At 70.2% G+C, this 13,646-nt stretch carries 13 protein-coding genes and 2 pseudogenes; 12 read left to right on the forward strand and 3 right to left on the reverse strand.

Annotation, left to right across the window (positions count from 1 at the left end):
* A partial coding sequence (locus ABD332_RS28315) for a hypothetical protein (RefSeq protein ID WP_344505260.1) occupies positions 1 to 202 on the reverse strand: 202 nt, incomplete at its 3' end.
* Between the two features lie 275 nt (positions 203 to 477).
* A complete protein-coding gene (locus tag ABD332_RS28320) occupies positions 478 to 1,545 on the reverse strand; it encodes a helicase-associated domain-containing protein (RefSeq protein ID WP_344505262.1) in 1,068 nt (355 codons plus the stop codon).
* Positions 1,546 to 1,669: 124 nt separating this feature from the next.
* Here ABD332_RS28320 and ABD332_RS28325 point away from each other — a divergent pair, with 124 nt between their 5' ends.
* The 11 genes and pseudogenes from ABD332_RS28325 to ABD332_RS28370 all read left to right on the forward strand — a co-directional run bounded on the left by ABD332_RS28325 (position 1,670) and on the right by ABD332_RS28370 (position 8,487).
* A complete protein-coding gene (locus tag ABD332_RS28325) occupies positions 1,670 to 2,161 on the forward strand; it encodes a hypothetical protein (RefSeq protein WP_344505265.1) in 492 nt (163 codons plus the stop codon).
* A 121-nt stretch (positions 2,162 to 2,282) separates the two neighbouring features.
* Positions 2,283 to 2,609, forward strand: a complete 327-nt coding sequence (locus tag ABD332_RS28330; RefSeq protein ID WP_344505266.1) for a hypothetical protein — start codon at positions 2,283 to 2,285, stop codon at positions 2,607 to 2,609.
* Positions 2,522 to 3,028 (forward strand): branched-chain amino acid transporter permease, encoded by a 507-nt coding sequence (locus tag ABD332_RS28335; protein WP_344505268.1) that lies wholly within the window; start codon positions 2,522 to 2,524, stop codon positions 3,026 to 3,028. Before ABD332_RS28330 ends, ABD332_RS28335 begins: the two co-directional genes overlap by 88 nt.
* Before the next feature lie 211 nt (positions 3,029 to 3,239).
* The gene (locus ABD332_RS28340; protein WP_344505270.1) at positions 3,240 to 3,746 is read left to right on the forward strand and encodes a SigE family RNA polymerase sigma factor; all 507 of its coding nucleotides are present in this window, start codon (positions 3,240 to 3,242) and stop codon (positions 3,744 to 3,746) included.
* Entirely contained in the window at positions 3,743 to 4,768 is a 1,026-nt protein-coding gene (locus ABD332_RS28345) for a hypothetical protein (RefSeq protein ID WP_344505272.1), read from the forward strand. Before ABD332_RS28340 ends, ABD332_RS28345 begins: the two co-directional genes overlap by 4 nt.
* A 911-nt stretch (positions 4,769 to 5,679) precedes the next feature.
* Positions 5,680 to 5,814, forward strand: a complete 135-nt coding sequence (locus ABD332_RS28350; protein ID WP_344505274.1) for a hypothetical protein — start codon at positions 5,680 to 5,682, stop codon at positions 5,812 to 5,814.
* A gap of 26 nt (positions 5,815 to 5,840) precedes the next feature.
* Positions 5,841 to 5,957 carry a hypothetical protein gene (locus ABD332_RS28355; RefSeq protein WP_344505696.1) on the forward strand — a complete coding sequence of 39 codons (117 nt, stop codon included), beginning with the start codon at positions 5,841 to 5,843 and terminating at the stop codon, positions 5,955 to 5,957.
* Positions 5,954 to 6,508 (forward strand): annotated as a pseudogene (locus ABD332_RS60120) (glycoside hydrolase family 36 N-terminal domain-containing protein); the annotation flags it as partial. The gene ABD332_RS28355 and the pseudogene ABD332_RS60120, both read left to right, overlap by 4 nt.
* Positions 6,509 to 6,533: 25 nt before the next feature.
* Positions 6,534 to 6,728 (forward strand): annotated as a pseudogene (locus ABD332_RS28360) (glycoside hydrolase family 36 N-terminal domain-containing protein); the annotation flags it as partial.
* A gap of 42 nt (positions 6,729 to 6,770) precedes the next feature.
* Complete coding sequence (locus tag ABD332_RS28365; protein ID WP_344505697.1) at positions 6,771 to 7,493, forward strand: alpha-galactosidase; 723 nt, start codon at positions 6,771 to 6,773, stop codon at positions 7,491 to 7,493.
* 235 nt (positions 7,494 to 7,728) lie between these two features.
* On the forward strand, positions 7,729 to 8,487 hold the full coding sequence (locus tag ABD332_RS28370; protein ID WP_344505276.1) for a hypothetical protein: 759 nt from the start codon (positions 7,729 to 7,731) through the stop codon (positions 8,485 to 8,487).
* Between the two features lie 54 nt (positions 8,488 to 8,541).
* On the opposite strand, the gene ABD332_RS28375 is transcribed toward ABD332_RS28370, so the two are convergent.
* Complete coding sequence (locus ABD332_RS28375; protein WP_344505278.1) at positions 8,542 to 10,020, reverse strand: glycoside hydrolase family 75 protein; 1,479 nt, start codon at positions 10,018 to 10,020, stop codon at positions 8,542 to 8,544.
* 222 nt (positions 10,021 to 10,242) lie between these two features.
* On the opposite strand from ABD332_RS28375, the gene ABD332_RS28380 reads away from it, so the two are divergent.
* Positions 10,243 to 13,626, forward strand: coding sequence for a glycosyl hydrolase 2 galactose-binding domain-containing protein (locus ABD332_RS28380; protein ID WP_344505280.1), 3,384 nt, complete (start codon positions 10,243 to 10,245; stop codon positions 13,624 to 13,626).
* The last annotated feature ends 20 nt before the right edge of the window (positions 13,627 to 13,646 follow it).

Genomic DNA, 13,646 nt, shown 5'->3' on the forward strand with positions numbered 1-13,646 from the left:
GATCCCGCTGGCCCGAGTCGCGCAGCGACACCGCGAGCTGCCCGGCGAGCCGAGCGGCGACGGCCTGGACGGTCCCCGCCGGCTCAGCAGGTACGGCAGGCGCGGCAACGGCGGATGACGGCGGCACACCGAGCAGGGCGAGCACGGTCGTCGCAGCGATCAGCACCGGGACCCCGCCGCGGCGGAACGTGGATGGGTTCACGCAGACTCCTCCACCTCCGGACGCCGACTCGTGATCGACGCTCCTGGATAGACTGATGCATGTATCCATCGATGACAATAAACCTTCCGGGGTATCGCCGCGGGTGCCTCGCGGGGCGGCTCGAGATCCCGATCGCTGATTTCGCGACGCCTTGGGCTTGACCAGTTCCAGGAACCTGCGGCGGCAGCTTCCTACCGCCCGAATTCCCGGCGGCCATCGCCATCCCTAACCGGCGGTTGCGCCGTGGTGGCGGGTTCGGTGCGCTCGGGCGACGGTCAGGCCGGGGTGTCGCCCGGCAGGATGTGGCCCAGCGCCCGCAGCGCCTTGCGGAACTCCGGCTCCCGGTCGACGGCCACGGCCAGGAGCCGGTCACCGACCCGCTGGCACAGGCCGCGCAGCCGCCGGTCACCCGCGATCAGGGTCGCCAGCGCCGGATCGGCGCACTCCACCAGGCGGACCACACCAAGGTTGCGGAGTCGCCCGGCGCGGGCCTCGACGTCAGCCAGCAGGGTGGTCACCGGATTGGGTAGCTCATGGGTGGCACGGGCGGTCAGGAACTCGCGTAGCTGATCGAGGTGGTGGCCGGCGTCCAGCATGGCCAGCATGGCCAGCAGGGTCGCACGGCGCAGTGCCCAGACTCGGTCCGCGGTGCGTTGCGCATACGCGTCGAGCATCAGCCGGTCGGCCGGCGGCAGCTCGCCGGTGACAACGATGTCGAGGTTGGGCAGCACCTTCAGCGCCCCGGCCACCGCCGCATCCGCCGTAGGCGCCTGGTAGCGGCCGGTCAGGCCCAAGGTGTAGGCGCCCAGGGCGTTGAGGCGCACCGCCCGCAGCCCGTCGTAGCGGCTGAGATACTCCAGCTCGTCGGTGCCCCAGTTGCCGCGGAAGTCGTCCCGGGCGCCGGCCGGGTCGGTGTAGTCCAGGTCGAACAGGCCAAGCGTGCCGGCGTACTCGAACAGCACCACCAGGGTGTAGCGGCCCTCTAGGACCGGCCAGTCCGCGAACCCGGCGTAGCCCAGACTGCCGTACTCCCGATCGGTGAGGTACAACCGCCACAACGCCCGTTCGCTGCGCGCCGCCGTCGGCGACAACCCGCCGCGGCGCATCCTGTCGAACAGGCCGTCGATCGCCACCCACTCGTCGACCGGACAGCCGGACAGCGCCGCAGCAACCGCCCGCCGGCGGGTCTTCGCCGACGTCAGCGTGTTGGCGGTGCGCTGGCCCTTGATGTGCTCGACCCGGCTCAGCTCGTCGATGACCGCCTTACCGACCCAGGAGCGCCACAGCGCCCGGATCGTCTCTGCCGGCGGCCGGCCCAACGCGACGCGACCCTTCGCGGTCAACTGCAACGAGGCTCATGTCGGAAGAGACAATCGAACATTGATCATTGACGATTAGCGTTCTACCTTCTTGACTACCCTTCCAACGGATGCCCCGCCAGGCTTCCGCTCCCCCTCCGGAGGAATCGTGTCTCGCAAGCTGCGCTCCTGGTGTGTGTCACTGGCCGCGGCCGGCGCCCTCCTTGCCGCACCGGTGCCAGCGTTCGCCGGCGGTGTCGTCGACCCGGCCCCGATCGCGCCCAACAACCCCTTCGTCGGTCTGGTCAACGACCAGACCCCCAACGCCACCATCAGGATGGCCTGCTTCGGCCCGGTGCACATCGGACAGACCGGCCATCCGATGGACGGCCAGACCGTCAAGGTGCTCCCGGTGACCGGCCCGACCACCAGCCAGGCCGGCTACACGGGCAGCGCCGCCAATTCGGTGCTGGTGAGCTTCGGCCCCGCGTCCAGCACCACCAGCCCGATCGTCCTGCGGACGTGGGCGGTCAGCGCGAAGATCCCGACCACGCTGGTGCTGCCCTGCTACGGCACCGGCACCGTGACGTTCGCGCCCTACCCGACCAGCGCCACCGCCCGCTCCGCCACGGTGCAGGTCACCTTCGTCGGCCAGCCGTAGACGGAGACGTACGCAGACATCGGACAGGATCGAACGGGCCCCGGCCGGACCGGTCGGGGCCCGTTGCGTGGGACCGCGTCGTCAACTGCAGCAGCACCGGGCAAACCGCGAGGTGGACGTCGTGGCGGCTGACGACCAGCACCGGCACGCGCCAGACGGCATGACGGGGTGGTGGGCTATTGATCGAGTGGTTCTACTGTTCGACACCGACTTTGGCACAGAAATGGCCCGCGGCCGGCGGCACGATGACGGCAGGTACGAGTATCGGGAGATCGTGTCGGACATCGTTACGACCACCGGTGGAGCGCAGGCGTGGATCGAGATGAACCTCTCCGGGTACCTCACCAAGCGGTGCACCGGATGTGGTGTGGACGAGGACGCGGGCTCGATCGCGACCGCACTGCAGTGGCTGACCGAGCACGCTGCCGCTTGCACCACCCGCCGCTAGACCTGTGCCTCCTTGTCCGACAGGTACAGCACGCGGCCGCCAGACATGTGGTCCCTACACCACGAACCGCAGCGCCGGGCCATGCCGAGGTCGGCATATCCGCGGCCGTCACCTGGGCCCTCCGGGCTCTGCCGTTCGCCGCGCTGGCCCGGCTGCGCGCCAGCCGCACGATTACCTACCTCAGCACCGTCATGCCGGCCGGGGTCATGGTCATCCTCGCCGCCTACTGCCTGCGCGACCTGCCCCAAGCTCCGCCCCACCGGTTGCTCGCCGTGCTGCTGGCTTTGGCCGCCACCATCGGCCTGCATTTGTGGCGCCGCAGCACCCTGCTGAGCATCCTCGGCGGCACCGCGTCCACGTTGTCCTGGCCAGTACGGTGCTTACCGGCTGACGGAAGTCTGCGACCAATCCCAAACTGAAGACCCGGCCGGCCGTTGGTGTCCGCTATCGCGCGAGCGGGCAGATGCTGGGCATGCCGAGCTCGATGGCGCCGGGACCTGACTCAGGCAAGTGGCTTGTTGCCGCTTGTCGGCCAGGAACCGCAGGGTCAGGTCGATGCCTTTGAGTCTGTAGGGGTACTGGCAACCATTTGTGCGCACCGGCCTGTTGACGGGCTGAAGGAGGTGGCGAGTGGACGATTTTGAGGAGTTTGTCCGCGCCGCGTGGCCGGGGCTGCTGCGCTCAGCGTGGCTGCTCACTGGCGACTGGCACCGGGCCGAGGATCTGGTGCAGACCGTGCTGGCCCGCGTTTACGGCCGGTGGAAGCGGGTCCGCGACGATGCTCCGCAGGCTTACCTGCGCCGGATGATGGTCACCACATATCTGAACTGGTGGCGCCGTAGGTGGCGGGGCGAGGTGGCCTTCGATGTTCTGCCTGAGCACCCGTCAGGCGACCCGTATAGCGGCTCGGACCTGCGCATCTCGCTGGCAGAGATGCTGGCCAGCCTGCCCCGGCGGCAGCGGGCCGTGCTGATGCTGCGTTTTCACGCCGATCTGACCGAGGCTCAGACGGCGCAGGCGATGGGCATCAGCGTGGGGACGGTGAAGTCCTACACGGCACGTGCCCTGGACAGGCTAAGGGCGAGGCCCGAACTCGTTTCGCTCGTCACCCCGGCATCCGAGGAGGCATCGCCGTGAACGAAACTCACCTGGCAGAGCTGCTGCGCGAGGGCATGCCGATGCCGCCGCGCGCTGCGGTGGACCCGCCGATGAAAGCCATCCGCCATCGCGCACGCCGGCGGCGCGCCGTGGCGGTCTGCACCGCAGCTGTGGTGACGCTGGCGGTGACCGCCATGACCGCGCAGCTGGTGCGGTCCGCGCCGCAGTCCATGCCGCCAGCCCAGCAGCTCACGCCGACCTTCCAGGAGCGCAGCCAGCAGGTGATCGCCGCCTGGCAGGCCTCGGGCGCCGACGCCGCGTGGCGCACGGGGCTGGTGGCGCTGCCGTCGCAGGAACTGACCCGGGTTCCAGCGGCCAGCGCATCGATCTATGTGGACGGTGATCAGTCAGATCTGGCCCAGAAAGCGAAAGCCGCGCTCAGCGATGGGCACTACCGTCTAGCTGGGACACTGCCCAGCATCCAGCCGGGGCAATACGAGATCGACTTTCCTGACGGCGGCAGGCTCACCGTGCCTGTCGTGTCAGCGGCGCAGGCCTACGCGGCGGTAGACCGCGGCGATGGCCCCTGCGCCAACCGCGGCTGCACGCTCACCATCACCGACGCGGTCCTGGGCACGGCGGTGCTGCGCACCTCGCGTGGTCAAATCGACGTACCGGCATGGCAATTCACCGTCACTGAGCTGACCGTGCCCGTGATCCGGATCGCGGTGGCGCCGTCTGCCATCACGATATTGCCCGCCCCCAGCCTGCCACCCGCGGAAGGCATGACCGCAGTGGACTCAGTGACCGTCACCGGCCAGGATCTGACCCTGCACTATCTCGCCGGATGCAACGTCACCGAAACCGGCGCTATCCACGAGACGGGCACCGAGGTCGTGGTCGCGGTAATCGCCACGCCGAAGCCGCCAGGCGACAACGGTGTGTGCCTGGCCATCGGGCGCCCGGCAACAATCACCGTGCACCTGGACGTGCCGCTGGGTAACCGGGTTCTGCTCGACGCGGCACTCAGCGGGCCGGTGCCCGTCCAAACCGGACCCTGACAGCCGCCCACAAGTGCGTGCCCACATTGACGTGGACACGCACCCACCGGCGATCCCCAGCCCGCGGCGATCAGGTGCGTGGGGGCACGCTGGTGAAGGTTTTCAACGGGTGGCGGATGTAGTGGGCCATCCGTGCGGACGCGTCTCGCGCGCCCGCGAGCGTTCACGTGGTGTGCGGGTGATCCGCCACCCGCCACCAGCGGGGATTTCGGTGTTCTGCCGTCGTCGATCAGGTGGGGGTGGCGAACTGACGTCCGGGTTGCCCGTGCTTGAAACGCCTGCCAGCATGGGCAAGTCCGGTCATCGGTGCGGGCTACCGGTCACGCGGCGCGTTGGCCGCTCCGATTGAGGCGCAGCAAGCCGGGCGAGGGTAGCGCGTCAGTCTTCGCTCATGGGTCCGGCCTCGGCGGCGAGGGGGTTGGATCTCGTCTTCGGTTTCGGTGGCGAGGTCTAGCAGCAACGCCGCGCCATTGGCAGGGGTGCCGCGCGCTTGTGGGTGGCCGGGGGTGTCGCGGTGCGGGTTGTCCGTGTCCGTGTCGCTGCTGTCGGTCGGCGGGGTTGGCTCAGCCGGCGTGGTGTCGCGCTGAGTGGCGCGGAGGTTCAGTCGCCCGTCAGGGATGCGACCGGAGGTGTCGGGGTGGCCGGCAGCCATGTTCCTCCACTGTGGACGTTCAAGGGATTCGGGAGGTTGTGACCATTGCGGTGCTCCTTCCGGGACCGACGGTGTGAGGGAATGGTTGACGGACCCGTTACGGGTCACGCCCCGTTGGTGGAACTGCTGACAGCGGCCCGCACCATGACGGACGGACCGGCAGATCAGGGGTTCGGAGTTGGCGCGTTTCCTGCCGTCCCGTCCAGCACGAGCGAAGCGCAACCACGCGCCGCGTCGCGCGCTGCGCCGCTGCGTTGGCATGACGGTTGACGGGCTCGCTGCGGTGAACGTGGCCGCGTACGGCGCGGCGCCCACGCTGGCACTGACGCCACCCGCCGCCGCCCGCCACCTCGGCGCGGCGGGCGCACCGTTGCCAGCGCCACGCCGCGGCTGACCACGGTCCGGCAGGACACCGACGCAATCGGTGCCGCCGCGGTCACCACGCTGCTCGACATCATCGACGGCGGGACACCACCACCGATCCTGCTGCAAACCGAGGTCGTCGTCCGCCGCTCGACCGCCGCACCGCGCGCATGACCGCCCCGGCCCGCCCGGCGCCGAGCTCGCCCTCGCCCATCACCGGCGGCAGCCACGTGCTCGCCGCCGCCGCCGACGGACGCCTCGTGCAGCTGCACTGGCGGCCCGGCTCTCCCCCGGCGACGGATCCCGCCTCGGCGAGGCCGCCGCCGTGCCGCCGTACGAGCTGCCGCTGGAGAGCCAGGAGCCACTGCTGGTCGAGGGTGGCCTGCGCTGGGGGGCCGCCGTCGCTGCAGATCGCCTTTCCCGGCGGCGTCCGCTCCCTCGAGCTGAAGCTCGTCGACGACGTGGTCGCCGCCGAGCCCGGCGCACACCGGCTCGACCTGGTGCTCGCCGACACGCACTTCCCGCTCCAGGTCGTCCTGCACCACCGCGTCCGCGAGGACTCCGAGGTCATCGAGCGCTGGGTCACGCTCCGGCACACCGCCGGCAGCGGCGAGCCGCTGCGGATCATCCGCGCCGACTCCGGCAACTGGCTCGTCCCCCAGCTCGACGACTACCGCTACAGCGTCGTCAGCGGCGGCTACTACGCCGAGGGCCAGCTGCGGCGCGGGCGGCTGGCCGACGGGGAGTACCCGCCTCACCAGCCGCACCAGCATCACCGCGCACCACGCCAACCCCTGGATGATGATCGACGACGGCACCGCCACCGAGGCGCACGGGCCGGTGTGGAGCGTGGCGCTCGCGTGGAGCGGCTCCTGGCGCCTCACCGACCACCGCCAGTTCCAGGGCCGCGCCGCCGTCAGCGCCGGGTTCGGCCACGATGGCCTCGGTTGGCCCCTCGACCCCGGCGCCGAGCTGACCACGCCACCGATCCTCGGCCTCTACACCGGCGGCGGTTTCGGCGCGGCCAGCCGCGGCTGGCACCGGCACGCCCGCACCCACGTGCTGCGCCACCCCGGCGAGGACCGGCCCGTGCTGTACAACTCGTGGGAAGCCGTCGAGTTCGACGTCGACGAGGCCGCACAGCTCGACCTCGCCCGCCGCGCCGCGGACCTCGGCGTGGAGCTGTTCGTCATCGACGACGGCTGGTTCAGCACCCGCACCGGCGACCACTCCGGCCTCGGCGACTGGTGGCCCAACCCCGGCCGCTTCCCCGGCGGGCTGGCCGCCGTCGCCGGGCAGGTCCACCGGCTCGGCATGCGGTTCGGCGTCTGGGTCGAGCCGGAGATGGTCAACCCCGACAGCGAGCTGTACCGCGCCCACCCGGACTGGGTCCTGCACTTCCCGCACCGTCGCCGCGACGAGCTGCGCCGCCAGCTCGTGCTCAACTATGCCCGCGCCGACGTGCGCGACTGGGCCCTCGACTGGCTCGACCGGCTCGTCACCGGCAACCACGTGGACCACCTCAAGTGGGACATGAACCGCGGCTTCAGCCAGGCCGGCTGGCCCGGACGCGGCGACGCCCAGGACTGGCTGTGGATCGACCACACCCGCGGCGTCTACCAGGTCATCGACCGGTTGCGCGCCCGGCACCCGGCCCTGCGCATCGGGTCCTGGGCCAGCGCCGTGATGCGCCTCAACCGCGCCGGCTGACGCCGGACAGGAACTCGGTGACTACGGCGCGACGCACCAGGCCGGCGAGGCACACGCCGTGCTCGCCGCACCGTGTTCGACACCGTCAAGGCCACCACCGTGGCCGCCGCACGCGTCAAGACGGTCGTACCACAGTTCCGCCCGGTCAACGGCGGCTGAATCATCAGGGCCGCCGGTCATCGCCGCAATATCGATGATACTCAACAGAACGGTGCGGTTCTGCGATACTGCGCCGATGGATGGCGCGACTGTCCCGCAACGGCGGCTCGGCAAGACGGCATGGTGGACCATCGCCGGGATCGCGGCGGTGGTCGTAGCCCTGGTGGTGCTGGCCGTCGCGGCACTCGGCGGCGGCACGCCGGCCGGGCGCAACGAGGCCGCGAACACCTCCGCGCCCGGCTCGGCCGCCGCCACGCGGACGGCGACCGCCACGGCGACGGCGGGGGCATCCGGCCCGTCCACGGCGGGCGGGCCCGGGGCGACGGTCACGACCGGCCCCACCGGCACAGGCACGGCCGGCTCACAAGGCGCGCCGAACGGGACGCTCGACCTGTGCGCCGCCGTCGACTTCGGGCTGGTCGCCGGCCTGGGCACGGCCGCGACACAGCCGGCCGCCGGGGACCACACCGACAAGTCGGACTACACGGCGTACACCTGCGATCGGCCCTTCACCGGCGACGGCCTGCAGATCGCCGCGGACGTCACGGCCCTCGTGGGTGTCGATGTCACGGGCGCGTCCCGGCGCTTCGCCGACGCGCGGGCGAACGCGCCCGCGGGCGCGGCGGACATCACCGGCGTCGGCTCGAGCGCGTTCGGCTACCAGATCGGCGACGGCACGGCGCGCACCTACCAGCTGTGGGCGCTCGACGGCCGCACGCAGCTTGGCGTGCGGCTCAAGGTGACCTCGGCCGCGGCCGGATCGCCGGGCACGGATCGCCTGCGGGACACGGCCGCCGCGGTCGCGCGGTCGGCGATCGCCCGGCTGCACACGTGAACCGACCCTGCCGGCGGGCGCACCCGCCGGCAGGGTTTCCCCATCCACCCAGAATCAGTTGTTGTCGACGAAGGTACGAGCGAGGTTCTGGCCGAGCGTCACCGCGTTGTTGTGGTTCTCGATCGGGGAAACCCGCTGCGAGCCCTGAAACACGATGTAGGTCACGCCGGAGTCGGTGCCGCCGTTGCTCGGGTCGGGGTTGATACCCAGCGAATTGGCGGTCGCATAGGACGATTCCCCGATGATTGCCGTGGGCCCGGTGTCACCGACCACGGCGTAGAGCACCTGGTTGTTGTAGATGACGGCGACGACCGTGCCGCAGCCGATCTGGTAGTTGGTGTAGTTCCAGGTCGAGCTGGGGCTGGGGACCACGACGTACGGCAGCTGCGCCGCGTTCAGCGGGCTGTCGCCCGACGTGTGGCAGAAGGTGTCCGCCTGGAAGCAGCAGTCCGTGCTCTCGTTGCACTGTGTGGTGCGCACGCCGTCGCAGTCGATGTCCATGTCGGCCTTCCAGAACACCGCGCCCGTCTTCTGGCACACGGCGATGGTCGCGCTCGACACGTCCTCGTCCGTCTTGTACTTGCCGTTGGAGATCTGGTTGCACGTGTTCACCTTGGCCAGCAGGTCGGCCGCGGTCGGCGCGCCGCCGCCACCACCGCCGGAGGCGCCGAAGCGCAGCCGGTCCACGTTCGGGCCGCCGTTGCTCGTCGTCGCCATCGCACGGATCGTGTTGGTGCCGGCGTTGAACGTCGCCGTGAAGCTCTGGTCCGCCCAGGTGTCCCAGGTGCCGGTGCCGTTGAACGCCTGGCTGGAGGCGACGGTCGTGCCGTTGACGGCGATGGTCATCGGCCGGTTGACCGTCGTGCCGTTGGCGTAGCGGATGGTGAAGTCCACGCTGCCGGCCGCCGACGCGCTGACTGTCCACTCGACGTACGCGCCGGCCACGTTGGTGTAGTCGACGAACCCCGTGCCGGTGTAGCCGGTGTGGTTGGTCGCGACCGCGGCCTGGTTCAGCGTCGCGTTCTCGGCCTGATAGTCCGTGAACGTCGACGCGGCGACCTCGAAGTCCAGGTAGTCCAGGTTCGCCGGGCCGTTGGCCGTGGTGGACGTGACGCGGATGGTGTTGGCGCCCGCGTTCACCGGCGCCGTGATCGTCTTGTTGGCCCAGGTGTCCCAGTTGGTGGTGCTGTTGAACGCCGACGCGGCGGCGACCACGGTGCCGTTCACCGCGATGTCGGCGGGCCGGCTGGCGGTGGTGCCGTTGGAGTAGCGGATCGTGATCGTGGCCGAGCCTGCACTGGCGGCGTTGACCGTCCACTGCGTGTAGCTGCCGACGGCGTTGTCGTTGTTCACGAAGCCGGTACCGGAGAAGTTCAGGTGGTTCGACTCCACCACGCCCTGCGAGATCGTCGCGCTCTCCGCCTCGTAGCGGGTCGCGGCGGCGCTCGCCGGTGCGGCGGGGATCAGGACACCGAGCCCGAGCCCCGCGATGCCGAGCATCGCGAGCATGGCCCGCTGTCTGCGTTTGCCCATTGGCTCCCTCCCTGACTGAGATGCAACTGTCAGGCAACCTTACTGACAGATAAAAATCGATGTTAGGACCGCACACGAACCGAGGTCAACCCACAGCCTTCAACAACATTGCGCGTCTTGACCGCGCCTGAGCCACGCGCCTAGCATCGAGAGCCATTAAATAGTAAGACTCTTTAACAGTTCACCCGCCCCGGCCCGCCCGTCCATCACCCGGGAGGCGTCATGCTGCTCAAAACCCGAACCTGTTCCCCGTTGCGCCTGCTCGTCGCGGCGGCCACGGCGGTCGCGCTGGCCGGCAACGGCGCGGCACCGGCCGTGGCCCACCCGGCGGCGGCCGCACCGAGGGCCGCCGTCCAGGTCTCCGCCGCGCCCGGCGAGTCGACCGCGATCCCCGGCTTCGCCGTCCAGTCGTCCGGCCGGACCAGCGACACCGGCGGCACCATCTCGCAGCCCGGGTATGCGGCCTCGGGCTGGTACGCGGTGTCGGACCGCTCGACCGTGCTCGCCGGCCTGCTGCAGAACAACGTGTACCCCGACCCGTTCTACTCCACCAACATGAAGTCGATCCCCACCGCGGACTTCACCGTGCCGTGGTGGTACCGCGCGGACTTCACGCTCGGCTCCGAGGCCGGGCTGCACACGTTCGTCGACGTGACCGGCGTGCTGTCCAAGGCCGACGTCTGGGTCAACGGCACCCAGGTCGCCACGAGCGCCACGATCGCCGGCGCCTACACCGACCATGAGCTGGACCTGACCGCGATCGTCCACAGCGGCGTCAACAGCGTCGCCATCAAGGTGTACCCGAACGATCCCAACCGCGACCTCACCATGGGGTGGATCGACTGGGTGCAGACACCGCCGGACAAGAACATGGGCATCGTCCGCGATGTGACGCTGCGCCGGTCCGGCACGGTGGCGCTGCGCAACGCGCACGTGGTGACGAGGCTCAGCACGCCGGCGCTGGACAGCGCGACGCTGACCGCGAAGGCTGACGTGCGCAACGACTCCGCCGTCGCGGTCACCGCGACGGTCTCCGGCACCGTCGCCGGCAACGCCCTGTCGCAGTCGGTGAGCCTGGCCGCGCACGAGACGAAGACGGTCACCTTCGGCCAGGTGACGCTGGCCAATCCGCAGGTCTGGTGGCCGGCCGGCATGGGTGGGCAGCCGCTGTACGACCTGCACCTGACCGCATCGGTCGGCGGAACGGCCGGCGACGCCGCGTACGAGCGGTTCGGAGTGCGTGACGTGAAGGCGCCGCTGGACGCCAGCGGGCACCGGCGGTACACCATCAACGGACGCCCGCTGCAGATCCGCGGCGGCGGCTGGTCGCCGGACCTGTTCCTGCGGTGGAATCCCGGCTACGTCGAGGACAAGCTGCGCTACGCGCTCGACCTCGGGCTCAACACGATCCGCCTCGAGGGACACATCGAGGCGAGCGAGTTCTTCGACCTGACCGACCAGTACGGCATCCTCACGCTGCCCGGCTGGGAGTGCTGCGACAAGTGGGAGGGCCAGGTCAACGGCGGCGAGCCGGGCGACGCCTGGACGTCGGCCGACTACCCGATCGCGAAGGCGTCGATGGCCGCCGAGGCCGCCCGGCTGCGCGACCACCCGAGCGTCATCTCGTTCCTCATCGGCAGCGACTTCGCGCCCGACGCGACCATCGAGAAGAACTACATGGACGCGCTGAGTGCGGCCGACTGGTCGACCCCGGTCATCGCCGCGGCGGCGGACCGCTCGGCGCCGCTGACCGGCCCGTCGGGGATGAAGATGACCGGGCCGTACGACTGGATCCCGCCGAACTACTGGTACGACAAGGCGCACTCGGACAGCGGCGGTGCCTGGGGCTTCAACGGCGAGACCAGCGCCGGGCCGGACGTGCCGACCATGGACACGCTCAAGCGGATGATGTCCACGAGCGAGCTGAACACGCTGTGGCAGAGCCCGAACGCGACGCAGTACCACCGCTCGCCGTCGAGCACCTTCAACAACTTGAAGATCTTCGACAACGCCATCACCGGCCGCTACGGGACGCCGGCCGGCCTGGACGACTACGTACGCAAGGCGCAGCTGGCGCAGTACGAGAACGTCCGGGCGCAGTTTGAGTCCTACCGGCGCAACTTCACCGACTCGTCGAACCCGGCCGACGGCGTCATCTACTGGATGCTCAACAGCGGTTGGACCTCGCTGCACTGGCAGCTGTTCGACTACTACCTGGACCAGAACGGCGCGTACTACGGCGCCAAGAAGGCCAACGAGCCGCTGCACGTGCAGTGGTCCTACGACAACCGCTCGGTCGTCGTGGTCAACCAGCGGCACGGCTCGGCGAGCGGCCTGACCGCCAAGGTGAACCTGTACAACCCCGACGGCACCGAGGTGTTCGCCCAGACGTCGGCGTCGCTGACGGTGCCGGGCGACGGCGGGCGGGCCACGGCGCTGACCGTGCCGTCCTCGATCAGCGGCATCGCCAGCACCTACCTCGCCAGGCTGGTGCTGCTCGACTCGTCGGGCGCCGAGGTCAGCCGCAACGTCTACTGGCTGTCGACCGCGGCGGACACGGTCGACTGGGCGAACAACGACTGGTATTACGCGCCGACGACCAGCTACGCCAACCTCAAGGGCCTGTCGGGCATGGCGCAGGTGCCGGTGTCGGCGACCGCGTCGTCGACAGAGGCGGGCGGCGTCACGACGACCACCGTCACGCTGCGCAACACCTCGACGGGCAAGACGCCGGCGTTCTACGTCGACGCGCACGTGGTCGGCGCGGCCGGGAAGCCGGTGCTGCCGATCCAGTGGAACGACAACGAGATCAGCCTGTGGCCGGGCGAGTCGAAGACGCTGACGGCGAAGTACCGCACGAGCGACCTGGCCGGCGCGGCCCCGTCGGTGCGGGTCTCGGGTTGGAACGTGGCGACCCAGACGGTGCCGGCCGGCGGTAGCGGCGGCCCCGACACCGAGCCGCCGAGCGTGCCGGGCAACCTGCGCAGCACCTCGGTCGCCGCGGGCGCGGTCGGCCTGGTCTGGGACGCGTCGACGGACAACACCGGGGTCACCGGCTACGACGTCTTTCGCGACGCAAGCCCGCTCACCACGGTGAGCGGCACGACGGCCACCGACACGACCGTGGCCCCGGGGACCACCTACACCTACACCGTCCGGGCGCACGACGGTGCGGGCAACAACTCCGGGATGAGTAACGCGGCCAGCGTGACGACGCCGGCCGGGCTCGTGCGGTACGAGGCGGAGAAGGCCACGATCTCGCAGGGCACGGTCGCGACCAACCACACCGGCTACTCGGGCACCGGCTTCGTCGACTACACCAACGTCGCCGGCAGCTACGTCCAGTGGTCGGTGACCGCACCCGCGGCAGGCACCGCGACGCTCACCTTCCGCGTCGCCAACGGCACGACCGCCAACCGGCCGATGGACATCGCCGTCAACGGCACCGTCGTCGCCGCCGGCGTCGCCTTCAACCCCACCGCGAGCTGGGACACCTGGCAGGACGTGACCGTGACGGTACCGGTGACCGCCGGCACCAACACCGTCCGCGCAACAGCCACCACCGCCAACGGTGGACCGAATGTCGACTACCTCAGCATCCGCTGAGCTCTTCCTCGATGGAGGAT

It is taken from the genome of Dactylosporangium maewongense (genome assembly GCF_039531485.1).
Taxonomy (GTDB): Bacteria; Actinomycetota; Actinomycetes; order Mycobacteriales; family Micromonosporaceae; genus Dactylosporangium; species Dactylosporangium maewongense.

Coding starts and splice junctions, on each gene's coding strand:
- ABD332_RS28380 (WP_344505280.1), top strand. CDS start 10,243: ATGCTGCTCAAAACCCGAACCTGTTCCCCGTTGCGCCTGCTCGTCGCG.
- ABD332_RS28335 (WP_344505268.1), top strand. CDS start 2,522: ATGTGGTGTGGACGAGGACGCGGGCTCGATCGCGACCGCACTGCAGTG.
- ABD332_RS28375 (WP_344505278.1), bottom strand. CDS start 10,020: ATGGGCAAACGCAGACAGCGGGCCATGCTCGCGATGCTCGGCATCGCG.
- ABD332_RS28370 (WP_344505276.1), top strand. CDS start 7,729: ATGGATGGCGCGACTGTCCCGCAACGGCGGCTCGGCAAGACGGCATGG.
- ABD332_RS28350 (WP_344505274.1), top strand. CDS start 5,680: ATGACGGTTGACGGGCTCGCTGCGGTGAACGTGGCCGCGTACGGCGCG.